This window comes from Maritalea sp. S77, assembly GCF_049801075.1.
Lineage (GTDB): Bacteria > Pseudomonadota > Alphaproteobacteria > Rhizobiales > Devosiaceae > Maritalea.
The window spans coordinates 267,595-293,627 of record NZ_JBNAGG010000001.1 but is presented as its reverse complement, the minus strand read 5'-3'; the positions used below and the strand labels follow the sequence as shown (position 1 = coordinate 293,627).

Here is a 26,033-nt window from a genome sequence, read left to right as displayed (position 1 = left end):
GGCGGAATGAAAATTGTCATATGCGCTACGCAGTGACGACATATACAGATCAGCCAAGGATTATCCGCAGGAAGGCCGCCGCGCAGATTGGTGGGCTAGACAATTACAAAATGAACGCGTTTAATCGCGGCAAAAAATCTGTGGGGACAGAAATGACTTTTAAATCTGATATTGAAATCGCGCGTGAAGCGCGCAAGCAGCCAATTGCGCAAATTGGCGAAAAACTTGGCATTCCATCTGAACATCTTTTGCCGTTCGGCCACGACAAAGCCAAGATTTCTCAAGACTTTATCAAAGCACAAGCGAACCGGGAAAACGGCAAGCTGATTTTGGTGACTGCAATCAACCCAACACCTGCGGGTGAGGGGAAAACCACCACAACAGTTGGATTGGGCGATGGCCTGAACGCCATTGGCAAAAATGCCGCCATTTGTATCCGCGAACCTTCGCTCGGCCCATGCTTTGGCATGAAGGGCGGCGCAGCCGGGGGCGGCTACGCCCAAGTGGTGCCGATGGAAGACATCAATTTGCACTTCACCGGCGATTTCCACGCCATCACCTCAGCCCACAATCTGTTGTCTGCCATGATCGACAATCACGTCTATTGGGGCAACGCGGAAGATATCGATATCCGTCGCATCACATGGCGGCGCGTGCTGGACATGAATGATCGCGCTTTGCGTTCGGTTGTCACATCACTCGGCGGCGCCACCAACGGCTTCCCGCGCGAAGCCGGGTTCGACATTACGGTGGCTTCCGAAATCATGGCGATCCTTTGCTTGGCTGAAGATCTTGAAGATCTGCAACGCCGTTTGGGCAACATCATAGTGGCTTATCGCCGCGACAAAACACCTGTTTATTGCCGCGACATCAAAGCAGACGGCGCAATGACTGTACTGTTGCAGCAAGCAATGCAGCCCAATTTGGTGCAAACGCTGGAAAACAACCCGGCCTTTATCCATGGCGGCCCATTTGCAAACATCGCCCATGGCTGCAACTCCGTGATCGCCACCAAAACCGCGCTTAAACTGGCCGATTATGTGGTCACAGAAGCAGGCTTTGGCGCCGATTTGGGCGCTGAGAAATTCTTCGACATTAAATGTCGCAAGGCAGGACTTTCACCAAATGCCGTTGTGATCGTGGCGACCATCCGTGCATTGAAGATGAATGGCGGTGTGGCTAAAGACGATTTGGGTGCTGAAAATGTTGATGCGCTGAAAAAAGGTTGCGCCAACCTCTCGCGGCACTTGGAAAACATCAAGAAATTCGGTGTGCCCGCCGTTGTGGCAATCAACCATTTCGTGACCGACAGTGACGCTGAAGTTGAAGCTCTGAAGACTTTTGTTGAAGGCGAGGGCGCGAAAGCCATCCTCTGTCAGCATTGGGAACATGGCTCCGAAGGCACCAAAGCCTTGGCTGAACATGTTGTTGATATGATCGACAATTTCGATGGCAAGTTTTCGCCACTTTATGAAGACAATCTGGGCTTGGCGGATAAGATAGAAAAGATTGCCAAAGAAGTTTACCGTGCTGACGAAGTGGTGATGGACAAAAAGGTACTGAACCAATTGAAAAATTGGGAAAAGGCCGGATATGGCGACTTGCCCATTTGTATGGCAAAGACCCAATATTCCTTCACCACTGATCCAAACATGCGCGGCGCGCCGACTGGTCATTCTATCCCCGTGCGGGAAGTGCGGCTTTCAGCAGGTGCGGGCTTTGTTGTGGCAATCTGCGGTGAAATCATGACCATGCCGGGTTTGCCAAAAGTGCCTTCGGCGGAGGCCATCAAGCTTGATGATGCAGGTCAAATCGAAGGATTGTTCTAAAACACTTATGGTTGAACTGGCATCGCAAAACCGAAAACGCGGGCACGTTAAGCTGCAACCACTTGGCGACCGCGCCATTTTGGTGGTGTTCGGCACTGAATTGCAGCTTAATGCCAATCGGCAAGCGATTCAGTTCACCAAAATTGTTGAAGAGAAATTGGCCCCGCTGATCATTGGGGCCAATTCCAATTTACTTTCCTGCCTCGTGCGATATGATCCAAAACGCGTGGCCTACGGGACATTACAACAAGAGCTGCAAATGCTCTTGGCCAGCTTTGATTTGGAAAAGCTGCGCGCCCATGAAAATAACGAAATCCACCAAATTGACATCTCTTATGGCGGAGCTGGCGGTCCAGATTTTGAGCATGTCTACACCGACTTAAAGTTGTCCGCCGCTGAGTTTATTGAACAACACACAGCACTGCCCTTAGATGTACTGGCTTTAGGGTTTTCCCCTGGATTTGTTTATCTCGGCCTGCACGAGAATTGGCGTAATTTTCCGCGTCATAATGAATTGCGGGAAAACGTGCCACCCGGTTCAGTCCTGTTCGCTGCGGGGCAAACGGCCATCACCAGCGTGCCCATTCGCACGGGATGGAGCGTGATCGGCCATTGCGATCTGAACAATTTTGATGTGCATATTGACCCACCTGTAAAAGTGAAACCCGGCGACTTTGTTGAACTGAGCGCAAAGGAACAAGATCATGAATAAGATTGTGTTCCAGCGCGTCTCACCTCATTCAACCGTGCAGGATTCAGGTCGAAGTATCGGTCTGAAATTTGGGGTCTCCGCAAGTGGGCCAATGGATCGTCCATCCTTCTCTTATACATTGTCACTGCTAGGTGAGGGCGCCACCAGCGCACTTGAATTCACCATGCTCGGGATGAAGTTTACCTATCACGGTGCGCCCATGCACATGGCTGCCGCCGGAGGGCACTTTGCCTGTACCATCAATGGAGGCGTGCAGAACTGGCCATTCACGGCACAACTGCAAGATGGCGATGTGGTGGATATAACGACAGGCCCGCGTGGCATGTATGGCTATGTTCGTTTTGGCGATGAGTTAGAGGTGCCATCTTTACTTGGCAGTAAGGCGACCAATCTCGCGGCCCATATTGGCGGTTTGGATGGCCGCGCCTTAAAAGTTGGCGATGAGATTCAGCTCGTGCCCGGCCAACCAGCAATGCAAGCGCCTGCCGCGTCCAAACCAGATGAAACGGCTGCGGAAGCCGATGAGGTTGTGCTGCGCTTATTGCCGGGTCTACATGCAGACTTGCTCGGTCGAGAGGCGTGGCAAGACCTTTTCGAGCATCCCTTTACAATTTCTTCGTCGACAGACCGGATGGGCGTACGCCTAAACGATCCAGAACATCGTTTTGCCCAAATAGACGAGCTGGGCTTAGTATCTGACGCCGTGGTGCCCGGTGACATTCAGATTTTAGGCGAAGGCACACCGGTAATCTTGATGCGCGACCATCAGCCCACTGGCGGTTATCCACGAATTGCAACTTTAATTGATAAAGACCTTGACCGAGCAGCCCAATTGCGGCCAAACACCCGCATCAGATTTCAATCCATCACTCTAGAGAAAGCGCATCAACTATTATGACGCAACACGGCCCCACCAGCATTGACCTTAATGCGGATTTGGGCGAGGGCGCCGGAACCGACAAAGAGCTGATGCCGCTGATCTCCAGCGCGAATATTGCCTGCGGCGGTCATGCCGGGGATGAGAAAACCATCCGCGACAGCATTCAATTGGCTCTGGCCAACAATGTCAGCATCGGCGCACACCCCGGATTTGAAGACAAAGAAAACTTTGGCCGCACCCGGCTCAAACTCAGTTTTGACGAATTGCGCGATCAATTGCTCAGGCAGTTGGAACGTTTTCAAACAGTGGCTTCTGCCGAAGGCACCGCCGCGCGCTATGTAAAAGTGCATGGCGCATTGGCCAATATGGCGGCCGAAGAGAGCGAAACCGCAGATCATGTCATGCGCATTGTCAAAGAGTTCGATCCCGAAATGGCTGTATTGGCGCTTGCAAGTTCTGAGCAGACCATGGCGGCAATCCGTCATGGCCTTTCGGTATATGATGAAGCATATGCTGATCGCGCTTACACTGTAGAAGGTCAGCTCGCGTCGCGTCAGTTAAAAGGCGCAGTGCTGCACAACACCGATGACGCCATCAAGCATGTGATTAATATTGTGCAAAAGCAAGGCGTGCTCGCCATGGATGGCAGCTTTACGCCGCTGAAGGCGCAATCCATTTGTGTACATGGCGATAGCCCTGACGCTGTTGCAATGGTGCGTGCAATTGTGGCTGCGCTAAAAGATCAAAATATTGAGATTTCCCCGTTTTTAGACGCTCAAGGAGAGAACTGATGACTGCCCAAATCATCGATGGCAAAGCCTTTGCCAGCCAATTGCGCCAACGGATCGCTGAACATGTGCAACGCCTAAAGAGCGAACATAACCTGACGCCTGGCCTCGCCGTGGTGATTGTAGGGGAAGATCCAGCCAGCCAAGTCTATGTAAACTCCAAGTCAAAACAGACCAAAGAAGTTGGCATGAACTCATTTAAATATGAGCTGCCTGCAGACACCAGCGAAGCGGACTTGTTGGCACTGATCGACGAGCTGAATGAGCGCGATGATGTAAACGGCATTCTGGTGCAAATGCCTGTGCCAGATCATATTAGTGGCGACAAAATCATCGAACGCATTTCCCCCGCCAAAGATGTAGACTGCTTCACGCCAGAAAATGTGGGCAAACTCGCCATCGGCTTGCCCGGCCCCGTATCTTGCACACCATTGGGCAGCTTGATGTTGCTGCGCGACCAACTGGGCAAACTCGAGGGGCTGAACGCGGTAATCATTGGCCGTTCCAATCTCGTGGGCAAGCCAATGTCGCAACTTCTGCTGCGCGACAATTGCACAGTTACGGTGGCGCACTCGCGCACCAAAGATTTGGCAGGCATTTGCCGCCAAGCCGACATTATTGTCGCGGCCGTTGGACGGCCCGAAATGGTGAAAGGCGATTGGGTGAAACCCGGCGCAACTGTTATCGATGTGGGCATCAACCGCGTTGACGCCCCCGAAAAAGGTGAGGGCAAAACCAAACTTGTAGGCGATGTGGAGACCACGGAAGCTGCGAAAGTCGCCGGCGCGATTACACCAGTTCCGGGCGGCGTAGGCCCGATGACCATCGCTTGCCTTTTGGCAAATACGATCACCACAACCTGCCTCGCCAACGGCCTCACGCCTCCAAGCGATTTAACAGCATAATTTATTCGGGGCCGCTTATGCGGCCCTTTGTTTTTTTAATAGGTAATTTATGACTTTCGTTCAGCGCTTCATCGATTATGAAGACAAAGCAACTGCACAAATTCCATGACAACATGATGTTGGCTAGGTAGTTCGATCAGCAAACTAATGCGCTTTGCGGTGTAGCAGATAGAGGCCCGCAAGGCCGACCAAAAAGCTTAGTCCAGCAAAAAGCATGCGCACAACATTCCAAAATTGCCAATTGTGCGAATAGGTTGACCAGATTTCACTAGGGTTCTCCACAACATCTGGATTGATGAGGCCATGCGCTTCATTCATTGGCACATTGATTGTGGCGGTGAGTAAAAAGCAGCCAGCAACATAAATAATGGCCGCAACGAAAAACAAGATCGCACTAGGTTGGTTTCCGGTTGAGAACGCAAACGCAGCGCTGATCGCCAGATAGATTGGCGTGCCAAAAAAGAGCGGCGCAAAGCTCGCATTCCGGACAATTGAATTCATACTATTCATAGCGCTGATGGCTGTTTCCGGCGGCAAAAGATCAAGCCCCCAAAGGGTGGAACAATACCAGGCAAAGAAAAAGCCAAGCATAGTGCCACTAGCCATAACGGCAACGAACGCGACAGAAGTTGTCAAATGTTTCATGGATTGCTCCCTAACGTGTACGCGTTTGGATATTGGCAAAAACGATATAGCCTGCGCAAAGCTGTCCAAACACAACCGCAGGCCAAACCAGCGGAAATTGCGGGTCGATATATTTTTGCGGTCCAAATGAAACCATGGCAAGTACAGCGGCCAGTAGGCCCAATATACGTCCCCAACGCCCATTCAGAGGGCCAATAATCAATGCTCCAGCCGCAGCAGAAAGGCTGACCGAAAGGAATGGGCCAATGCCAGATATCGGGATGATGGCAGGCGGGTGCGGCGCAATTTGCGCATAGAGTGATCCCAACATCACCAGCTGTAAAATAATCAAACCGGCAATCGCGGCACCCACTTGCTTTTCAGTTTCATTTTCTGAGATAGACATTCCGGCTCCTTTGGCGTAATTATGTGTACGGATACCAATAAACGTAATTGTATGTACGGAAAAATCAAGAGGCTATTTTGAAAAAGCAAAATAAAGACGCGCGCATGGCCGAAATCGAAGCAACTGCCTATAACCTTTTGGCGCAGCAGGGATATGAAAACATATCAATGCTCAAGATCGCCAAAGCCGCCAAGGCGTCTAACGAAACACTTTACAATTGGTATGGCGATAAAAAGGGCCTGTTTGCCGCAATGATCCGCAAAAATGCCAGCCAGACTGCAGATGAAATTGAAGCCGCATTGGCCCGGAGTGACGATGCCGAGCCCGCATTGCGCGTTGCAGCACAAACCTTGCTCACAATGTTGACCAGCGACAATGCCATCGCGTTAAACAGAGCAGCGGCAGGTGATCCCACTGGTGAATTGGGGGATGTGTTGAACAAAGAAGGTCGCCAAAGTGTAGCGCCGAAATTTTTGCCGCTTTTGACGCAGCTATCCACAATTTCCACGGCTGAACGTGACTTATATGTCTTTTTGTCGGTACTAATTGGCGATTGGCAAATCCGCCGCGTGATCGGCGTAATGAGCCAACCCACCGCCGCAGAAATCACTGCGAGGGTAGAGATGGCGATGTCTACATTGAAACAATTGACCTAGCGGCGCTCGCGTCTACGTCCACGACGTTTAGGCCGTTCACCCGCCTCAGCAGTCTTTTTCACAAAGGCAGCCATGTCAAAATGCCCACGGGTGAGGGGAAAGGCATCAGCGCTATTGGGAATGCCCATCGCATCAACAAAGTGCTGTTGGAATGCAGGTTCCAAGGCGGTCTCAATTTTTGTGACCGTCAATGCTGTCTCTTCGATAGAGCGCCGCTCGCCGCGGCCGAGCAACGCGCGCAACGCCCCTTGGCCCGCAGCGTTGCCCACAGCCCGCACATTCTCAACCGTGCAGTCTGGCACCAACCCCAACAACATCGCGTAAGCCGGATCGATATAAGAACCAAACGCACCTGCCAGTTTGATCTGACCCAACGTTTCCAAACCGGCCTTATCCATCAACAGCTTAACACCAGCATAAAGCGCAGCTTTGGCCAACTGAATGGCCCGCACATCATTTTGCGTAACGACAAGACGCGGTGTGCCTTCGCGCACAACAAACGACCATGTCCGGCCATTCTCAATCAAAACAGACTGTTCAGCTTCAGTCTCAGGCGCACGAATAATCCCGTCATCAGTCAAAATGCCCGCCAAACGCATCTCGCCGATAATCTCGATGATGCCAGAACCGCAAATGCCCGTTACGCCTGTGGTTTGCACTCCTTCAACAAAGCCATCTTCATCAGACCATTGCTCGGTGCCGATCACCTTGTACCGACAAGTCAGATCATCGCGATTAATGCGGATACGTTCGATAGCACCCGGCGCAGCCCGTTGACCACAAGAGGTTTCTGCACCTTCAAAGGCTGGGCCGGTGGGTGAGGAGGCAGCAAAAAGCTGCGTGCCATTCCACAAGGCAATCTCCGCATTGGTGCCCACATCAACGATCAGCGTCGGCTCAGTGTTTTCCTGCGGCCGTTCCGCCAACAACACCGCCGCCGCGTCTGCACCCACATGGCCAGCAATTAGCGGCAACAAATAGGTTTGCGTACCCTTCGGCAAATCCAAGCCAATTTCATGCGTGGCCACATGCACGGGGGCTGATTGAACCAACGCAAAAGGTGCTTGCCCAATTTCGGTTGGATCCCAACCCAAAAACAGGTGATGCATCACAGGGTTGGCCACAAAAACACAATCCAGCAAATGACTGCGTTTGCGTCCAGACATATCAAGCAATTGACCAATCAGCGAATTGACCGCATCTATGACCGCTTTGTTGAGGTCGTCTAACCCACGATCATTCATCATCACATAAGACACGCGCGACATCAGATCTTCGCCAAAACGAATTTGCGGGTTGGCGACACCTGCTGAAGCAAGAATTTCCCCTGTCGACAAATCTGTCAGGTGTGCCGCAATGGTGGTGGAGCCGATATCTACGGCAATGCCATTCATCTCGTCGCTCAAACCTTCGTAAAGCGCCACAATTTGTGGCCGAGCGCCTTCCAATTGTACGGCAGCAGTAACTTCCCATTTGCCGCGGCGCAAAATCTTTTGCAGGTCAGCTTTCAAATGGTGTTGAATTTCGAGATGCTCAAGATCAAATTGATCTTCAATCGCGCGACACAGCCGATCCCCATCACCCATGGGGTTATGCATGTCAGGCTCGTCCAGCTCAACATAGCAAAGCCGAATGGCGGGATCGCGCAACATGCCGACGGTGTTCGCATCTTTGCGAATTGTTTGACCCGCCACCCGAAACGCATCGGGAATGTCGATAACAATATCACCCTGCAAGGTGGCAGAACAGGAAAGGCGCATGCCGGGTTCTAGGCCGCGTTTGTCGTCATAGCGTTCTTCCTTGAACCCTTTTGGCGACAGTCCTTCTTCGCTGCTTTCAATGCCGAATTTGGCAAATTTTCCACTCGCGACACTGACTTGACATTTGCCACAAATGCCGCGCCCACCGCATACACTTTCCACATAAACGCCAAGCTCACGCGCGGCGTCGAGAATAGGCGTACCAATGGGAAAGCGTCCCTTGCGTCCAGAAGGCTGGAAAACAAGCAATGCGTCTTGTGGCGCGGTCATGAGACTCTCCTATCCGCGAGCGCGGCGACGGCCTGAACGGCGACGACGGCCACCAGCTTCAGCATCTTCGCCTTCAGGGGCAGCTGGGCGGTTGGCACGCAGCCATTCGCCACAATCCGGGTCGAAGCCATTAAGCACATTGGCTGCGCGGATTGCATCCATTTGCTCTTTATGTGTGGCGCCCATGATTGCAGATGTCATGCCATGGCCCGCCGCCATGGCCAAGAAATGTCCAGTCATCAATTGACGGTTGGGAATACCAAAGCCGACATTTGATGCGCCACAAGTTGTGTTCACCTGCAATTCCTCACGCAGGCGACGCAGCAATGTGAACACCTGACGGCCCGCATCATTCATCGCGCCAATGGGCATCACCAGCGGATCAACCACAACATCTTCTTTTGGAATACCGTGGTCCTGCGCCCGCTCAACGATCTTCTTCGCCACTTCAAAGCGCACATTCGGATCAGTCGAAATACCAGTTTCGTCATTTGAGATTGCAACAACAGCCGCGCCATATTTTTTGATCAATGGCAACACGCGTTCCAAACTCTCATCTTCCCCGGTTACTGAGTTGACCAAAGGCTTACCTTGATAAACAGCAAGCCCAGCCTCAAGCGCATCAATGATTGAGCTATCAATGGACAAAGGCACATCTGTCAGCGATTGCACAAGCTGAATGCACTCGGCCAAAATCTTCGGCTCGTCTGCCAAAGGCACGCCCGCATTAATGTCCAACACATGTGCGCCTGCAGCCACTTGTGCCAACGCATCTTTTTCGACTGTGCTGTAATTATGCTCTTTCATTTCCGCCGCCAGTTTTTTGCGGCCTGTCGGGTTGATCTTCTCACCAATCACACAAAATGGCTGGTCAAACCCGATGATCACTTCTTTGGTTGGTGAACTTAAAACAGTGCGTACAGTCATTTATGCCTCTAAAGTGTTGCGGCCGCCATTTTGGGCCAATTGTGCAAGTGTTTTTGTGGGATATTGCTCTTCAAGTTCGGAGGCGATGCGTTCCATCGCCGCTTCTGGCGCTTCATCACCAATATCAATTTCTTCGCGACGCCATTCTTCCAAATAGCTGTCATCATCCGCCGCACCAGACACCATAGCCGCCTTATCAACAGCCACCATAAACCGATCGGCGAGGGGACGTTTTTTGGCTTTACGTCCTTTGCCAAAACTCAATTGTGTGGGGATGTCGCGCCAATAAATAACGGTCAAACTCATCTCAACTCACCTTGTTCAAAAATGGCTCAAGCTCGCCATAACCTGTATCGCGAATTTCCAACCGCAGGCCCAATCTCATGGCCGCATGAAGCGCTCTTTCATTAAGCTTTGGGTCGTTCGACTGCCGCAAATACATTAGCCGCGTGTAATTGCCGAAATAGGCGTCGCGCAGTTCAGGATGTCGATCCAAACCCAAGGATTTATAGACCAATGTATCGAACTGACGCACCAAATAGTCGGTCAAATAAAACGTCCCTGGCTCATTGTCATGCACCACATCAAACTCATCCTGCCCCAAGAAAAAGGCATAACAATGCGCGCCTTCAAGCCGCGTTGCACCATGCTTTTCCAGCACTGGATCTAGTTTGCCCGCCGTGCCACAATCTGCATAGCCCACCAGAAGTTGGTCGCAATCCGCCACCATCTCGGTGAGTGCTGCATCAACTGCCGCCGGAATTTCTGTCGGCCGATTGTGCAAATCAGCCGGCAAAAACTTCAACTTCCAATGGTCGCCCCCAAGCTGTTTTTGAAGATGCAAGATCTCACGCGCCAACGCACCGCAGGAAACAATTCCTACAGCATGTTTTGCACCTATCACTTTAACATCTTTATTTAACATATTGTATTTATTTACTGTGCTTGCTGGGTCAAAAGCCGCTTGGCCGTATCCACGGCAACAGCAGCATCTCGGCAATAGGCATCGGCGCCAATGGCTTCACCAAACTCTTCATTGAGCGGCGCACCACCAACAATCACGATCAATTCGTCGCGAATGCCTTTTTCTTTCAACGTCTCAATCACGACTTTCATGTAAGTCATGGTTGTCGTCAAAAGTGCGGACATGCCTAAAATATCTGGCTTATGCTCTTCAATCGCCGCAAGGAATTGATCTACATCTGTGTTGATGCCCAAATCAATCACCTCAAAGCCAGCACCTTCCATCATCATGCCCACTAGGTTTTTGCCGATATCGTGAATATCGCCCTTCACGGTGCCCACAACCATCTTGCCCATTTTGGGCGCACCGGTTTCGGTGAGCAGGGGACGCAGAATAAACATGCCCGCTTTCATGGCATTTGCCGCCAACAGCACTTCTGGCACAAACAGGATACCGTCGCGGAAATCGTCGCCCACGGTTTTCATGCCCTTGACCAACACTTTGGTCAAAATATCGTATGGCGCCCAACCGCGCTCCAAAAAGATTTTGACGCCTTCTTCAATCTCTTCTTTCAGGCCGTCATAAAGATCGTCCTGCATTTGCTCAGACAGTTCTTCATCGTCCAGTTCCGAAAGAATGATATCGTCTTCTTCATCCGCCATAATATTGTCCTCAATAGGTGACGAAAATTAACCGCGGCGACGCCGACGGCTGCTGCGCTCAGATTTCTTGGTTGATTTGGGCGAAACCAAAGGACCAAGTGTTTCAATAATTTCTTCTTCAGTCGGTGCATCACCGCCATTATGGGTGCGCAACGCATCGGCCATTGCCTTCACATGCGCAGGGCTGTTGCCGCAACAACCACCGATAATGGAAACTCCCAAATTCATCGCCAATTTGGCATAGTCGCCCATAAGCTCTGGCGAGCCAGAATAGACAACTTTGTCGCCCGCAATCTTCGGAATGCCCGCATTTGCTTTGGCCACAACTGGAATGCCGTCCGCATTGGCCACCAGATCAATGGCGGCGACCAAAAGGTCGGAAGCGCCCACGCCACAGTTTGAACCGAAAGCTTGCGGCCGTGGATATTTCCCTGCCATTTGCTGCGCAAACGCGGCAGGCGTAAGCCCCATCATCGTGTTGCCTGCCGTGTCAAAGCTAGCCGTCACGACATAATCAAGCTCAACCTTATTGGCAGCCTCAATCGCGGCGTCAATCTCTTCGGGTGAAGACATTGTCTCAATCCAAGCGACATCCGCACCACCTTGTTTCAAGCCAATCATCTGCTCTTCAAATGCCTCGACAGCGGCCTCATAGGTCAACTCGCCTAGAGGTACGAGCAAATCTCCTGTAGGACCAACCGAACCAGCAATCACGATCTCACGGCCAGATTTGGCCACGAGGTCGCCCGCGATCTCAGCCGCCGCACGATTAATTTCAACCACGCGATCATGAAGATCATGCAAATGCAAACGTCGCGCGGTGCCACCAAAGGAATTGGTCACCACAATGTCTGAGCCTGCATCGATAAAGGATTGGTGCAACTTTTGAATGCGGTCCACATGATCAAAGTTCCACGCCTCTGGGGCCTGGCCCGAATCGAGTCCCATTGGAATAAGGTTTGTGCCAGTGGCGCCATCCGCCAGCAAAATGCCTTTTTCCTTCAAAAGTTTCTGTAGCTTATTCATGCTGATCCTTTTTGGTCCGCTTGTGTTGCGCTGTCATATCATATTTAGGATATAAAGAAACCTTTATATCCCTTAAAAGTGAATTTTTCCGTTATTTGGCCACATCTATGCCGCATTCTGCCTAGAATAGGGCTAAATTAAATAATTCGAAACCATGCACCAAATGCACGGTGGGCAAATCACCTAAAAATGCGTTATAATATTGCGTAGAAATTGAAGTGTCATAATCTGAATGCGCATAATGAATAAATCGAACAAGAATTTGCGCGCACTTGCTGCGCTTGCGATCAGTCTACCTTTGTTGGCCGCCTGTGGCGACACAGGCAGCTGGATCAGCAAAAATATCAATACAAAAACCAAATTCTCGTCATCGGAATATGGCGTATCAGCGTCACCGCGTTTGACCTCCAGCAAAAACGTTCGCAAAGGTGGCGGTCGTTTCCAAGTGGGTAAGCCTTACAAGGTGGCAGGGCGGTGGTATCACCCAAAAGATGACCCGACTTATGACAAAATCGGCCTTGCATCTTGGTATGGTCCAAATTTTCACGGTCGCTTGACGGCCAATGGTGAAATTTTCGACCAAAACCATTTGAGCGCTGCGCACCCAACATTGCCTTTGCCGTCCTACGTTCGCGTAACAAACTTGGCCAATGGCCGCTCTGTTGTTGTACGCGTGAATGATCGCGGGCCTTTTGCACATGGTCGCGAAATCGATCTTTCAAGCCGCACCGCTGATGTTTTGGATTTCAAACAGCAGGGTACAGCCAAAGTTCGTGTGCAATATGTTGGACGCGCGCCAATTAATGGTGACGATACGCGCTTTCTGACAGCAAGCATCAACACACCAACTGAAATTGAGCGTAACAACAACACACGGTTGGCATTCGCTAATTCTGACCAATTACAGCCCATTCAAACAGCGGCTCTTGCGCCACAGGCGGTGCCAAATCCACCATCACGCACAAGCTTGAGCGCGTTGCAAGGCGGGGCGAACGGCCTAGCCAACGATAATGCATACGACTCATTGTTCTCCTCATACGCCGACACATCAGGCGTTGTGAACGGTGCACATGCCGCAGCCAACGCAATGGCAGGTCAGAATAATGGCTTGAAGCAATGGCAGCAGAGCATGGATTTGGATGCACGCACCATCAACAAAACACTTGGGTTTGAAACAGACCCGAATGCAGCCCATGAACTCGCGGTACAATTCGCTCAAATCGCAGCGGTGCGTACCGTTCCAGGTAAGTTGAATGGCCGCGAAGGATATGGGGTTTTGGTGGAAACATTGCGCCCAGGCGTCACGAAACAAGATTTACTACAATTGACGCGAAGCCTTGGCCTCGACGAAATCCTCCTATATGAATAAGGCAATGGCGCCAATCATTTGGCGCCAATTCATTGCCAATTAGGGGAGGTGACCAGCCATGTTTTTCAAGAATGCCCTCACACGTTTTTGCGCACTTGGGGCGATCTTGGCATGTCTTGTTAGCTCTGCACTTGCTCAAGTTGAGTTTGAAAGCCGCGCCAAATTTGCCATCCTGATGGACTACACGTCCGGCACTGTTCTTTATCAAAAGAATGCTGATGAACCCATGGAACCCGCTTCCATGGCCAAACTCATGACCATCGCTGTGGTGTTTAAGCGTTTAAAATCAGGCCAGTTAGATCTGTCTGATGAATTCTTCATTTCGGAAAAAGCATGGCGCGAAGGCGGCGCAAGCTCAGGCGGCTCCACCATGTTCGCCGAACTGAACTCCAAAGTCAGCGTTGAAAATCTCATCAAGTCTGTAATCATCCAATCGGGTAATGATGCGAGCATCGCACTGGCCGAAGGCATTGGCGGCACCGAACCAAGCTTTGTGCGGGTGATGAACGAAATGGCCGCAGATCTAGGCATGGACAATTCAAAATTTGCGAATTCCACAGGCCTGCCAGACGAGAACATGTTGGTCACAGCACGTGATTTGGCCAATTTGGCGCGCTACATCATTCAAAACTATCCTGAATATTACGACATATTTGCTCAAGATGCATTTGAGTGGAACGGCATCAACCAACAAAACCGCAATACATTGCTCGATGACGGTATCGGCGTTGACGGTTTGAAAACCGGGCACACCGAAGCCGCCGGCTATGGCATCGTTGCTTCAACAACTGAAGGCGGTCGCCGTTTGGTTGCAGTGCTGCATGGCATGGAAAGCAAAACAGAGCGCCGCGAAGAGGCGCGCAAGCTGATCACTTGGGGCACGCGCACTTTCGAGAAGTTGGAAGCGTTTAAAGACAGCCAAATTATCAGTGAAATTGGTGTCTATGGCGGCGAGCAGGGCAGTGTTGGCCTCATTGGCGATGGCGACATCGACCTCTATGTTCCCAAAGGTTCGCGCCGCTGTTTGAATGCTAAGATCGTTTATCAAGGCCCGATCAAGCCGCCTGTGGATCGTGGGCAATATTTGGCCGACCTGCATGTATATTGTGATGAGAATCTGATTCAAAAAACACCACTCTATGCCGCCGACACAGTGGAACAAGGCGATCTTGTTCGGCGCGCAACTGACGCATTAAAAGAATTGGCTTTTGGCTGGCTGAACTAGCGGCAAACATAGAAAGACATCATGCAGGCGCGATTTATCACATTTGAGGGCGGCGAAGGAGTTGGCAAGTCTACGCAAATTCAACGCCTTGTCGCAAATCTCAATAAACGCGGTGTCGAAGCAGTACGCACCCGCGAGCCAGGCGGCACACCACGCGCCGAAGCCATTCGTTCATTCCTGTTGCAAGGCAAATCTGAAGAATGGGGCCCAAGTGCGGAAGCAATTCTATTCGCCGCCGCACGCCTCGATCATGTAAACTCCATGATCCGCCCCAATCTTGAAAGCGACAAATGGGTATTGTCAGACCGGTTTCATGATTCAACCCGCGCTTATCAGGGCTTAAATGGCGGTGTGCCAACCAAACTCATTGGAGCACTCGAAGAGCTTGCCCTTGATGGCACGCGCCCGGACATGACCATTCTGATCGATATGGATCCCACGCTTGCATTCAAACGCGTGCGCAAACGCGCAGCGGAAGACGGACTGGATCTGCCACCTGATCGCTACGAAAAAGAAAATCTCGACTGGCATCGCCAATTGCGCCAAAATTTTCTCGACATTGCTGCTCGTGAAACAGAGCGCTTTGTTGTGATTGATGGTGACAAAACCGCCAATCAACTGGAAAGCGCCATTTGGGAAGCGGTGGAAAACCGCTTTGCAGGCGAGTTTGAACAATAAATGGCTGACCAAGACCTCGACTTGCAAGCAGACCAACTGTCAAACGCTCCACTGCCAGAGCAAACAACTGAACTGTTTGGTCACAGCGCCCAGCTGGACCAACTCCTACGCGCCTATGATGCGCACAAGCTCCATCATGCGTTTCTGATCGCCGGCCCAAAAGGCATCGGAAAATCCACATTCGCCTATCAAGTGGCGCAGCAGCTGTTTGCCAAATCAGGCGACGAGCCGTTAGACCGCATCCAAGAGCAAATGCGGCAAGGCTCTTTCCCCAATCTAAAAGTTATCCGTCGCCAGAAAAATCAAAAGACCGGTAAATTTGCCGCCCAAATTTCGGTTAATGACGTGCGCGAAGCAGTCAAGTTTTTCCAAACCAGCGCCGCGCGCTCCGGGGTGCGGATTTGTATCGTCGATTGCGTTGACGATATGAATGCAAACGCTGCAAACGCGCTGCTTAAAACTTTGGAAGAACCGCCACAAAATGCGATCTTTCTGCTTGTGACGCATCGAGTGGGCGGCGTGTTGCCCACCATCCGATCACGCTGCAACCTCTTGCCGCTAAAGCCAATTGAAGATCAGGACGTACAGTCGGTTTTAACGCAAGCAGGCGTGACCATGGCAGGCGAAGAACTTGCACAAATTCTTGCGATTGCCAAGGGCAGGCCACGCAAGGCATTTGAAGCATTGGAAGTCGCCGACAATCCGGCACTGCGCGCCTTGTTTGCTTGGCTGGAAGCACCGGATCAGCATAGCGAAACGGCCATGCTTGAACTGGCCGCCGCATTGGCCGACCCGAAAGCCGAACAAGTGTGGCAACTGGCCATGGAAATGATCGATAGCCACGTGGCGGCGATTGCCAAATATTTGAGTGCACAAAAAGCGCCACGATCCGTTCTTGCCAAAGCTCTTGCTGTATGGGAAAAGACCCAGACATTGGTGGCTGAACAGGCCATTTTCAACCTCGATAAAAAACAAACCATCACCATGGTGCTCGAACATATTCGTATGTTAAATCAGGCCGCCATGTTGAATGAGCATCAAACTGTTTAGACCAAAAAGACCAAGGGCTTATGAGCGATAAATCCTATTATGTGACCACCGCAATTCATTATCCAAACGGCGTGCCGCACATCGGCCATGCCTATGAAATGGCGGGCGCAGATGCCATGGCTCGGTTTAAGCGGCTTGATGGCTATGATGTGAAATTTTTGACCGGCACCGATGAGCACGGCATTAAAATGGCGCAAACCGCAGCAGCCAAGGGCATCACGCCCAAGCAGCTTGCTGACGAAAACTCTGCCCAGTTTTTGCGCCTCGCCGAAGCGTTGAACCTGTCCAATGACGATTTTATCCGCACCACCGAAGAGCGCCACAAAAAAGCCTCCCAAGCCATTTGGAAGCGTATGGTGGAAAAGGGCGACATCTATGAAGATGTTTATGCGGGTTGGTATTCAGTGCGCGATGAAGCCTATTATGATGAGAGCGAGCTGGTTGAGGGCGAGGGCGGCGAAAAGCTGTCCCCCCAAGGCACACCCGTTGAATGGGTAGAAGAAAAAAGCTTCTTCTTCCGCCTATCAGCCTATGGCGACAAATTGCTTGCTTATTATGATCAGCACCCAGAATTTATTGGCCCCAAGGCACGCCGCAACGAAATTACGGCATTTGTAAAATCTGGATTGCGTGATCTGTCGATTTCTCGCACCACATTTGATTGGGGCATTCCGGTGCCAGATGCACCTGAACATGTGATGTATGTGTGGGTCGATGCGCTCACCAACTACATCACCGCACTTGGCTATCCCAATATTGACGGTGAAGATTTCAAGAAATTTTGGCCAGCAGATGTGCATGTGATCGGTAAAGACATTACCCGTTTTCATGCCATTTATTGGCCCGCATTCTTGATGAGCGCAGATATTGACCTGCCGAAAAAAGTCTACGCGCATGGCTTCTTGACTGTTGATGGTCAAAAAATGTCGAAGAGCTTGGGCAATGTGATCGATCCGTTTGAACTGATTGAAGAATTCGGTTCAGATGCCACACGGTTCTATTTCTTGCGTGAAGTGAATTTCGGCAATGATGGCGACTATAGTCACGAAAAATGCGTAAACCGCTGCAACGCAGATTTGGCCAATGATTTCGGCAACTTGGCCCAGCGCTCACTATCCATGATTGCGAAAAACTGTGAGGGCAAAGTGCCAACACCAAGCGACCTGACCGCTGAAGATCAAGCACTGCTGGATAGCATCACGCCCGCCTTGGAAAAGGCACGCGCGGCAATCGATGAATGCTTGTTGCATGATGCTGTCGATGCGATCTGGTCAAAAGTCGGTGAAGCAAACCGATATTTCGCCAATCAAGAACCTTGGGCGCTGAAAAAGACCGATCCCAAACGTATGGAAACCGTACTTTACGTCACGGCGGAGGCGATCCGGCAATTGGCTATCGCGGCGCAACCCTTCACTCCGATCGGGGCAACGAAGTTTTTGGACGTGCTGGATATCCCAGCGGATAAGCGCCAATTTGCCAACATCTCAGATGCAGACAAACTGCAACCAGGTGCGGCACTGCCAGCTCCGAGCCCTGTTTTCAAACGTTTCGAACATCAAGCGAAAGTGGACTAATGCTTGTCGATAGCCATTGCCATTTGGACTTTGACGCGCTGCAGGCCGACATTGATGGCGTGATGGCGCGCGCAAAAGAAGCGGGCGTGGAACGGATAGTGACCATTTCCACCCGTGTCAAAAAATTTGATCAAATCAAAGCCATAGCGGAAAAATATCCGCATGTGTTTTGCTCCGTCGGCACCCATCCGCACAATGCCGATGAAGAGTTGGACATCACTGTTGAGCAATTGGTGGACTTGTCGTCTTACGAAAAATGCGTAGCAATTGGCGAAGCCGGTCTCGACTATTTCTATGACAATGCGCCGCGAGAAGCACAGGAAATTGGCTTTCGCCGCCATATCGAAGCCGCACGCATCACCCAACTGCCTTTGGTGATCCACACGCGTGATGCAGAAGAAGATACAGTCCGCATCTTATCCGAAGAAACGGAGAAGGGGGCCTTCCCCTTTGTTTTGCATTGTTTCTCCTCCGGCGAAGAACTTGCACTACATGGGATTAAGCTGGGCGGCTATGTCTCTTTCTCAGGCATTGCCACTTTCAAATCCGCAGCTTCTATCGTTGAAACCGCGAAAAAGCTGCCACTTGATCGCATTTTGGTTGAAACGGACGCTCCATATCTGGCGCCAGTTCCACATCGTGGCAAATCTAATGAGCCAACTTTTGTGCGCCACACAGCTGAATTTCTCGCAAATTCACTTTCGCAAGATTTCGCAACGTTCGCCAAACAAACCACTGAAAACTTTGATCGATTATTCAATAAGGCGGTAAAGTGACCCAGGAAAAGAAGCCAAAAATTGTCGCAACAATTCTCGGCTGTGGGTCATCCGGTGGCGTGCCGCGCGTGGGCGGAAACTGGGGCGATTGCGATCCGCATAACCCCAAAAACCGCCGACGGCGCTGTTCGTTGCTGTTGCAAGGTTTTTACGAAGAAAATGGCCCGTCCACCAATGTCTTGATCGACACAGGTTGCGACATGCGTGAGCAGTTGCTGGAATCTGGAATCTCCAGCCTCGACGCGGTGTTTTACACCCACGAACATGCGGATCATTGCCACGGTATCGACGATTTGCGTGTGCTCGCACTAAACGACCGAAAACGCGTTGAAGTCTACGCCTCGAAATCTGCATTTGCCCGTATCAAGTCAGCATTCGGCTATTGCTTCACAGCACCACCAGGCAGCCCATATCCGCCCATCTTGAACGCCAACGAGTTCGAAGCTGGCAGCAGCGTCACCATCACAGGCGAGGGCGCTCCCATCCGCCTCTCCGCCTTTGATCAGGTTCACGGCAACATCCATTCATTAGGCTTCCGCATCGGCAAACTGGCCTACTCCTGCGACGTATCAGACATTCCAAAATCTTCATATGAAAGCTTGGCCGATCTCGATTGCTGGATTGTCGACGCATTGCGCTATTCAACGCACCCAAGTCATTTCAATCTCGAAGAAGCTTTGCAATGGGTTGACCACATGAAACCCAAACGCGCCGTGCTGACAAATATGCATATTGATTTGGACTATCAAACCGTTCGCGACGAAACACCATCACATATTGAGCCAGCATATGATGGCATGAAGATTGAAATCGTCACGTAGATATAACTCTCGGTTCTAAGACAAACGCATACAATCGCACTGAGAGATAATCGCAGAACTTAGTACAGTGTTTAATCGCGCCATTACGCAATGACATAACGACCATTCATAAACTCAGCTTTACCCGCGATAACACAATACAAAAAATTCCATAATATATATTATCTGAATATCACATATTACAAATGCTGTGTGATATTTGGGCCGTTCCGCAGCGAATAACAAAGCCAACGCTTGTCCTCAACACGACGATATGATCAACATAGCGAAAAACGCGGTGATCAAATATGCCCTTCCTGAATGACACGTCGCATCTGTTCGTGATTGATTTGTCCTACAAAGTGAAACTGGAACAAATCGAACCGCATCTCGAAAGCCATCAATCATTTTTGGATCAACATTATGCGGCTGGTCATTTTCTTGCATCAGGCGCCAAAGTGCCGCGCGACGGCGGCGTTATTCTCGCTACGGCGTCTTCTAAAGCCGCTGTTCAAAATTTTATTGAACAAGATCCATTCCACATTCACCAACTGGCGGATTATACGATCACCGAATTTGTACCGTCCAAAGCTGCGGATTGTCTCAAATGAAACCTTCACGTGATATTCAAACGCTAATCGACATCATGGCGCACTTGCGCAATCCAGATGGCGGCTGTCCGTGGGATTTGGAACAGGACTTCGACACCATCAAGCCGCATACCATTGAAGAAGCGTACGAAGTCGCAGAAGCCATCGAAAATAAAGATTTTGATGAGTTGCGCGACGAATTGGGCGATCTACTGTTTCAGCCAATCTATTACGCACAGATGGCAAAAGAACAAAACAAGTTCGATTTTGGCGACATTGTTTATGGTATTTCAGCCAAACTTATCCGGCGCCACCCGCATGTATTTGGCGATCTGGACACATCTGATCCCGTGGAAGTCAAAAAGGTTTGGGATGGCATCAAGGCCGAAGAACGCGCCGAAAAAGCCGCTCGGCAAGGTCAAAATGATAAGCCTAAGGGCTATTTAGACGACATTCCCCGTGGCCAACCTGCACTAATGCGCGCTGACAAATTGGCCAAACGCGCTGCACGCATCGGTTTTGATTTTTCGGGCCCAGATCAAGCAGCAGAAAAGCTGCATGAAGAGCTGCGCGAAGTACAAGAAGAAATGGCAAGCGACGCGCCCACAGAGCGCCTGCATGAGGAAATTGGCGACCTATTGTTCGCTGTCGCGTCCCTCGCCCGTAAACTCAACATTGATCCTGAAACCGCACTGCAAGATGCAAACGCCAAATTTATCAGACGTTTTCAGCATATTGAGCGAGGTCTCTCCAATCAAAATGTGAAGCTTGATGAAGCCAATTTCGATCAGCTTCAGTCGCTTTGGGACGAAGCAAGGCTGGCGGACAAAGAAGAGCATTAGTGCATCAACACATAAGGCCCAAATTCTTCTAGAAAGCCGGACATTTTGTTTTTGGGTATACGCACTTCATAAACAATCGACAGTTCGTCTTCACTGTTTGATTGACTGATCACTTCGCCATTCTCAAACAACCAATGCGCTTTGCCTGCCGCTTCATGAGGCAGAATGACTCGTTGAACTCGGCTATTCTCACCCAGCTTATCTTCGATCATCGCAACAAGACGGTCGATATTTTGCCCTGTTACGGCTGAAACCTCGATCACTGGCACATCACTGCGATGCTGCGCCCGCGCCTGCTCCAACAGCGTTTCGTCAGCCAAATCAATCTTGTTCCAAACTTCGATGAAGGGCACATCTCCTGGCGTGACACCTAGATCCTTCAGCACATCCTCAACATCTTGCGCTTGCGCCAAATGGTCGGGATTAGAAATATCCCGCACATGCAGCACCAAATGCGCGTCAGTTACTTCTTCAAGCGTTGAACGGAATGCGGCCACAAGATCTGTCGGCAAATCGGCGATAAAACCAACAGTATCGGAAAACACAACTTCTCGCTTATGTGGCAAGATTCGGCGCCGAACAGTCGTGTCCAGCGTTGCGAACAACATGTCTGCTTCTTCCGCTGTGGCACCTGTGAGCGCATTAAACAAAGTTGATTTGCCCGCATTGGTGTAACCCACCAAAGAAATGATTGGATGCGGCACAACTTTACGCGCCTTGCGCTGTTCAGTCCGTGTTCTTTTCACCTTATCCAAACGTTGAGTCAAAAGCGTAATTCGCTCTTGCAACTGTCTGCGGTCAGCCTCGATCTGGGTCTCACCGGGACCGCCCACAAAACCTAATCCACCGCGCTGACGCTCCAAGTGCGTCCAAGACCGCACCAACCGGCCTTTCTGATAGTTAAGGTGTGCAAGCTCAACTTGAAGCACCCCTTCCCGTGTCGCTGCACGTTCACCAAAAATCTCTAGAATAAGCGCTGTCCGGTCCAAAACCTTCGCGCCCGTTTGCTTTTCAAGATTGCGTTGCTGAATGGGTGATAGCTGGCAATCAAGCAACACCAGCTTGATCTTCTCAGCTTTCACAGCTTCCGCAATCGCTTCAACATGGCCGCCACCAATAAAGGTCGCAGGTTTAATCTCGCGCACAGATACGACATTCGATTGCACAACAATCAAATTGATCGCAGCGGCAAGCCCTTCAAATTCAGATTGTCGCGCCTCTATCGTGCGGCGATTGGGTTGTCTGGTGACATCTGGCGTAACCAGCATGGCGCGCGTCGGCGCTGCACGTCGATCAATAAATTCTTTCGGTCCACGTGCAAAGTCTACCCCCTCCTGATGATCAGTCGGGTGGTCGTTTTTCGATTTGTTCAACTGTGTTTACCTGTCGGTCTGTTTGACTACAGTCCTAGCTCTTGTCTGAATTCTCAGGGTCAAAAAGCTGAACCGGTGCACCTGGCATTATAGTTGAAATTGCATGTTTATAAACCAGCTGCGATTGTGCTTCCCGACGCAGCAATAAACAAAAATTGTCAAACCAGGTAATCACACCTTGCAGCTTCACCCCATTGACCAAGAATACGGTGACTGGGATCTTGTTTTTACGCACATTATTGAGAAAAGAATCCTGCAGATTTTGGCTTTTATCGTTGGGCATTTGGGCCTCTTTTTTTAAACGGTGCTGACGCGCAACTTAAATCCAGAACCGTGATTAACGCCATTTTTTAAGGTAAATACGCACCTTTAAAATGGTCTATTTGTTCTAATGCCACGCACAACTACTCAATGCGGCATGCGCTTTTTTTCCGGGCTACTGCCGCAGCAAATTAGCAATTGCTGCAAAGATGATCAAGATTTCAACTCGCCCTGCAAATGCAAATATAGTCATAAGTATAAGGGCTTGTCTACTATGTTCACTATCTCCGGCAAGTCCAAGCTCCACCAAAGACGCAATTGAATTCAAACTGCCAACAGCCAAAGAGAACGCATCAGCAAAACTATAGCCGAGTGCTGAAAACGCCAGTAGCGCGACACTGAGTGACAAAATGAACAGGAAGAAATAACTCCAAACCGCCTTTACATTTCGCGCATCAAGGCTCTGCCCGCCAATTTTCACATTGGCCAAAACTGCATGTGGAAAAACCAATTGCCGCGCCTGATTGATCGATTGTTCAAGCATTGTGCCCAAACGATGCAGGGTGATGCCTCCTGCCGTTGAGTACGTCGTTGCCCCGCCAATTGCGAGCATCCAAGCCAATGTGAGCGGCACACCACTACCAACATTATCATTGTGCAGAATGCCCGTGGTGGTCATTAGCGCCGTGACATCAAATATATTTGCCAAAAAGGTTGGATGGTTGCCCGCGCCAAAAATTGCGGCTTGGAAGGAAAACAATAAAATGGCCGTCAGCACCACCAGACCAATCAGCGCCATGCTTTCCCGGTGCTCACTCAAAAGATCATAGCGGCGGCTAACCACCATTTTATGCCAAATTACCGAGGTAGCGCCGATCAACATAAAGATGATTAGTGTAATTTCAGCCGTATAATTGTTGAAAATCGTACCACCAGACAATGTCGGCAAATAGCCGTTGGTCGACATGCTGGCAAAAGAGCCAAGCATCGCCGTAAGCGGCCGCACCCCCTGCACCAACAGCAATAAAAAGCACGTGAAGGTCAATGTGGCATAGGGGATGGCAATCTCACCCAAAGTGCGCAGCAATTTCGGACTGCCACTCGTGGTGCCATGCAGCACAAAGCGCAAATCGCGGTTGGGCAGTCCACCAACCTGAAATGGCGCGAGGATATAAATGATGATGGAAAGCGTGAGCAATCCGCCATACCAGCCCAATATGCCACGATAGGCAGCCATAGCACTGGTGATTTCGGCTGCAGGCCGATGTGTCACGCCAAGCGTTGTTGCAGCAGAAACAGAATCGATAAGTGCAAAATCAAGCCCCTGCCCCTCTAGAACAACGAAGGGAAGCGCGCCGACAAGGCACAAGGCCAACCAAACACAAACGGACAGCAAAAACATATCGCCCCGCTGCAAGCGACGCACTTTCCGGTAAAGCGCAACGATCAAACCGCCCGACAATAGCGACAATGCCACCGCCATCAGCGTAAATCCTTCAACCGCAGCCCAATCCGATCCGATCGCCGCTACAATTAAAGGTACAACGAGGCACATAGAGAGCCCTAGAACGATAATAGCGGAAAAGACGAGGATAGTTGGCATATAGACTGCTGGCGCGCGTTCGGCCCCTCTCTATGTTAGAAGAAGTCGATGCTAACGCGGAACATTTGTTCCACTTTACGAACAGACTTCGCCAATGCGAACACAATCACCAGATCTCCGGCTTCAATTCTTGTGTCGCCATTGGGCATATGCACTTCGCCACCACGAATGATCGCACCAATGCGTACGCCCTCGCCAAACTTAAACTCTTTCAAAGGCTTGCCAACCAACGGTGAAGTTTCAAGCGCTTCTGCTTCGAGCAGCTCAGCCGCACCATTGTAAAGCGAATACACACCGCGAATCCGTCCGCGCCGCACATGCCGCAAAATCTTGGACACAGTAGCAGCCCGCGGGTTTAGAAACGCATCCACATTCAGCCGCCGCGCAAAGCGTGGATATTGCGCCTGGTTCACCAATGCGATTGTGGTCGCGCCGCCCATTTCACTGGCCAATACGCAAGAAAGAATGTTGGTTTCATCATCATTGGTCAGCCCCAAAAACATTTGGCACTGTTCAATTCCAACTTCGCGCATGATTTCATCATTCAGCGTGGAGCCATATACAACGATTGATTTCTCAAGCTTTTCGGCCGCCTGCTGCGCCTTTACGCGATTGGTTTCGATCAACCGAACCGAGATATCATTGCGGCTTTCTTCCAGCCGCCGCGCCACATATTGGCCGACATTGCCAGCACCTGCGATCACCACCTTATCCGGCAGTTCTTCCTTGCGGCCAAACATAGCCAAAACGCGGTTCACCTGATCTTTGGCCACGCTCACAATTGCTTCGTCGCCAGCCATCATGAAGTCTTCCGACTTCAAGGCAATCATCTCACCATCTCGAATCACGCCCATCACCATGGCTTGCAGATTAGGAAACAGTTCTGTGAGTTGATGCAAAGGCGTGTCGATAATGGCGCAATCTTCCGCAACCGGAACACTCAGCACCAAAACCTGATCATCATCGAAGGACACGATGTCACTTGCGCCGGGATAGGCCATCCGTTGCAAAATCAACTCGCCCACTTCCACTTCAGGTGAAATGATCACATCGATTGGCAAATGATCGCGGGCAAATAGGTTCGAAAACTCAGAGCGCAGATAATTCTGCGCCCGAATACGGGCAATACGGATCGGCACATCAAAAATGGAGTGTGCCACTTGGCAGGCCGTCATATTGACTTCATCAACCTGCGTCACCGCGATCAGCATATCAGCCTCGCGCGCGCCTGCCTGCGCCAAAATTTCCGGATGCGAGCCGTGCCCATGAATGCCACGGGCATCTAATGTATCGCGTACCCGCTGCACCAATTCGGCATTGCTGTCGATAACTGTGACTTCAATGCCTTCTTGCGACAAACGTTCGGCGATGCCGTAGCCCACTTGTCCTGCACCGGAAATAATCACGCGCATAAAAAAGCCCTTTTGCTAAATCAGCTCATTTATGTGTGCCGCGCTACGCCAAAAATTACAAGCCCCGCATT

At 50.8% G+C, this 26,033-nt stretch carries 27 protein-coding genes; 15 read left to right on the top strand and 12 right to left on the bottom strand.

All coding sequences use genetic code 11. The features are described 5' to 3' along the window. The first annotated feature begins 152 nt into the window (after nt 1–152). The 5 genes from ACP15Y_RS01435 to folD are packed head-to-tail and all read left to right on the top strand — an operon-like array spanning nt 153 to nt 5,114. Nucleotides 153–1,829, top strand: a complete 1,677-nt coding sequence (locus tag ACP15Y_RS01435) for a formate--tetrahydrofolate ligase (RefSeq protein WP_424981237.1) — start codon at nt 153–155, stop codon at nt 1,827–1,829. A 7-nt stretch (nt 1,830–1,836) separates the two neighbouring features. Beyond that, a complete protein-coding gene (locus ACP15Y_RS01430; protein WP_424981236.1) occupies nt 1,837–2,541 on the top strand; it encodes a 5-oxoprolinase subunit B family protein in 705 nt (234 codons plus the stop codon). Then, complete coding sequence (locus ACP15Y_RS01425; RefSeq protein ID WP_424981235.1) at nt 2,534–3,439, top strand: biotin-dependent carboxyltransferase family protein; 906 nt, start codon at nt 2,534–2,536, stop codon at nt 3,437–3,439. Before ACP15Y_RS01430 ends, ACP15Y_RS01425 begins: the two co-directional genes overlap by 8 nt. Continuing rightward, nucleotides 3,436–4,212: a 5-oxoprolinase subunit PxpA gene (locus ACP15Y_RS01420; protein WP_424981234.1), complete on the top strand. Its 777-nt coding sequence runs from the start codon at nt 3,436–3,438 to the stop codon at nt 4,210–4,212. Before ACP15Y_RS01425 ends, ACP15Y_RS01420 begins: the two co-directional genes overlap by 4 nt. Beyond that, nucleotides 4,212–5,114 carry a bifunctional methylenetetrahydrofolate dehydrogenase/methenyltetrahydrofolate cyclohydrolase FolD gene (gene folD, locus ACP15Y_RS01415; protein WP_424981233.1) on the top strand — a complete coding sequence of 301 codons (903 nt, stop codon included), beginning with the start codon at nt 4,212–4,214 and terminating at the stop codon, nt 5,112–5,114. Before ACP15Y_RS01420 ends, folD begins: the two co-directional genes overlap by 1 nt. A 144-nt stretch (nt 5,115–5,258) precedes the next feature. Here folD and ACP15Y_RS01410 read toward each other — a convergent pair whose 3' ends face one another. Together ACP15Y_RS01410 and ACP15Y_RS01405 are read right to left on the bottom strand one after the other, a co-directional pair. Then, nucleotides 5,259–5,759 (bottom strand): DUF1772 domain-containing protein, encoded by a 501-nt coding sequence (locus tag ACP15Y_RS01410; RefSeq protein ID WP_424981232.1) that lies wholly within the window; start codon nt 5,757–5,759, stop codon nt 5,259–5,261. 10 nt (nt 5,760–5,769) lie between these two features. Beyond that, nucleotides 5,770–6,144: a hypothetical protein gene (locus ACP15Y_RS01405; protein WP_424981231.1), complete on the bottom strand. Its 375-nt coding sequence runs from the start codon at nt 6,142–6,144 to the stop codon at nt 5,770–5,772. Nucleotides 6,145–6,221: 77 nt separating this feature from the next. Here ACP15Y_RS01405 and ACP15Y_RS01400 point away from each other — a divergent pair, with 77 nt between their 5' ends. Continuing rightward, nucleotides 6,222–6,800: a TetR/AcrR family transcriptional regulator gene (locus tag ACP15Y_RS01400; RefSeq protein WP_424981230.1), complete on the top strand. Its 579-nt coding sequence runs from the start codon at nt 6,222–6,224 to the stop codon at nt 6,798–6,800. On the opposite strand, the gene ACP15Y_RS01395 is transcribed toward ACP15Y_RS01400, so the two are convergent. From ACP15Y_RS01395 to bmt, 6 genes are read right to left on the bottom strand one after another with little or no spacing between them, the layout of a single operon-like run. Continuing rightward, complete coding sequence (locus ACP15Y_RS01395; protein WP_424981229.1) at nt 6,797–8,830, bottom strand: ASKHA domain-containing protein; 2,034 nt, start codon at nt 8,828–8,830, stop codon at nt 6,797–6,799. The two genes, ACP15Y_RS01400 and ACP15Y_RS01395, sit on opposite strands and share 4 nt — an antisense overlap. A 9-nt stretch (nt 8,831–8,839) precedes the next feature. Beyond that, nucleotides 8,840–9,757, bottom strand: a complete 918-nt coding sequence (locus tag ACP15Y_RS01390) for a dihydropteroate synthase (protein WP_424981228.1) — start codon at nt 9,755–9,757, stop codon at nt 8,840–8,842. Continuing rightward, the gene (locus tag ACP15Y_RS01385) at nt 9,758–10,063 is read right to left on the bottom strand and encodes a virulence factor (protein ID WP_424981227.1); all 306 of its coding nucleotides are present in this window, start codon (nt 10,061–10,063) and stop codon (nt 9,758–9,760) included. 1 nt (nt 10,064) lies between these two features. Next, the gene (locus ACP15Y_RS01380) at nt 10,065–10,682 is read right to left on the bottom strand and encodes a DUF1638 domain-containing protein (protein ID WP_424981226.1); all 618 of its coding nucleotides are present in this window, start codon (nt 10,680–10,682) and stop codon (nt 10,065–10,067) included. Nucleotides 10,683–10,693: 11 nt separating this feature from the next. Continuing rightward, on the bottom strand, nt 10,694–11,383 hold the full coding sequence (locus ACP15Y_RS01375; RefSeq protein ID WP_424981225.1) for a corrinoid protein: 690 nt from the start codon (nt 11,381–11,383) through the stop codon (nt 10,694–10,696). Between the two features lie 27 nt (nt 11,384–11,410). After that, on the bottom strand, nt 11,411–12,409 hold the full coding sequence (bmt, locus tag ACP15Y_RS01370; protein ID WP_424981224.1) for a betaine--homocysteine S-methyltransferase: 999 nt from the start codon (nt 12,407–12,409) through the stop codon (nt 11,411–11,413). Between the two features lie 241 nt (nt 12,410–12,650). Here bmt and ACP15Y_RS01365 point away from each other — a divergent pair, with 241 nt between their 5' ends. The 9 genes from ACP15Y_RS01365 (at nt 12,651) to mazG (ending at nt 21,313) form a co-directional block, all read left to right on the top strand. Beyond that, the gene (locus ACP15Y_RS01365) at nt 12,651–13,778 is read left to right on the top strand and encodes a septal ring lytic transglycosylase RlpA family protein (RefSeq protein WP_424981223.1); all 1,128 of its coding nucleotides are present in this window, start codon (nt 12,651–12,653) and stop codon (nt 13,776–13,778) included. 58 nt (nt 13,779–13,836) lie between these two features. Beyond that, the gene (locus tag ACP15Y_RS01360) at nt 13,837–15,003 is read left to right on the top strand and encodes a D-alanyl-D-alanine carboxypeptidase family protein (protein WP_424981222.1); all 1,167 of its coding nucleotides are present in this window, start codon (nt 13,837–13,839) and stop codon (nt 15,001–15,003) included. Nucleotides 15,004–15,024: 21 nt separating this feature from the next. After that, nucleotides 15,025–15,681, top strand: coding sequence for a dTMP kinase (gene tmk / locus ACP15Y_RS01355; protein WP_424981221.1), 657 nt, complete (start codon nt 15,025–15,027; stop codon nt 15,679–15,681). Next, nucleotides 15,682–16,731: a DNA polymerase III subunit delta' gene (locus ACP15Y_RS01350; RefSeq protein ID WP_424981220.1), complete on the top strand. Its 1,050-nt coding sequence runs from the start codon at nt 15,682–15,684 to the stop codon at nt 16,729–16,731. It begins immediately after the preceding gene. 20 nt (nt 16,732–16,751) lie between these two features. Beyond that, nucleotides 16,752–18,305, top strand: a complete 1,554-nt coding sequence (metG, locus tag ACP15Y_RS01345; RefSeq protein WP_424981219.1) for a methionine--tRNA ligase — start codon at nt 16,752–16,754, stop codon at nt 18,303–18,305. After that, nucleotides 18,305–19,081 (top strand): TatD family hydrolase, encoded by a 777-nt coding sequence (locus ACP15Y_RS01340; protein WP_424981218.1) that lies wholly within the window; start codon nt 18,305–18,307, stop codon nt 19,079–19,081. The genes metG and ACP15Y_RS01340 overlap by 1 nt, the downstream gene beginning before the upstream one ends. Next, nucleotides 19,078–19,902 carry an MBL fold metallo-hydrolase gene (locus ACP15Y_RS01335; RefSeq protein ID WP_424981217.1) on the top strand — a complete coding sequence of 275 codons (825 nt, stop codon included), beginning with the start codon at nt 19,078–19,080 and terminating at the stop codon, nt 19,900–19,902. Before ACP15Y_RS01340 ends, ACP15Y_RS01335 begins: the two co-directional genes overlap by 4 nt. 287 nt (nt 19,903–20,189) lie before the next feature. Then, nucleotides 20,190–20,492, top strand: a complete 303-nt coding sequence (locus ACP15Y_RS01330; RefSeq protein ID WP_424981216.1) for a YciI family protein — start codon at nt 20,190–20,192, stop codon at nt 20,490–20,492. Then, complete coding sequence (gene mazG, locus ACP15Y_RS01325) at nt 20,489–21,313, top strand: nucleoside triphosphate pyrophosphohydrolase (protein ID WP_424981215.1); 825 nt, start codon at nt 20,489–20,491, stop codon at nt 21,311–21,313. Before ACP15Y_RS01330 ends, mazG begins: the two co-directional genes overlap by 4 nt. On the opposite strand, the gene hflX is transcribed toward mazG, so the two are convergent. The 4 genes from hflX to trkA form a co-directional block, all read right to left on the bottom strand. Further along, nucleotides 21,310–22,686: a GTPase HflX gene (gene hflX, locus ACP15Y_RS01320; protein WP_424981214.1), complete on the bottom strand. Its 1,377-nt coding sequence runs from the start codon at nt 22,684–22,686 to the stop codon at nt 21,310–21,312. The two genes, mazG and hflX, sit on opposite strands and share 4 nt — an antisense overlap. A 34-nt stretch (nt 22,687–22,720) precedes the next feature. Then, nucleotides 22,721–22,969 (bottom strand): RNA chaperone Hfq, encoded by a 249-nt coding sequence (gene hfq / locus ACP15Y_RS01315; RefSeq protein ID WP_236114028.1) that lies wholly within the window; start codon nt 22,967–22,969, stop codon nt 22,721–22,723. A gap of 153 nt (nt 22,970–23,122) precedes the next feature. Then, nucleotides 23,123–24,502, bottom strand: coding sequence for a hypothetical protein (locus ACP15Y_RS01310; protein ID WP_424981213.1), 1,380 nt, complete (start codon nt 24,500–24,502; stop codon nt 23,123–23,125). Nucleotides 24,503–24,585: 83 nt separating this feature from the next. Further along, on the bottom strand, nt 24,586–25,962 hold the full coding sequence (gene trkA, locus ACP15Y_RS01305) for a Trk system potassium transporter TrkA (RefSeq protein WP_424981212.1): 1,377 nt from the start codon (nt 25,960–25,962) through the stop codon (nt 24,586–24,588). Between the last annotated feature and the right edge of the window lie 71 nt (nt 25,963–26,033).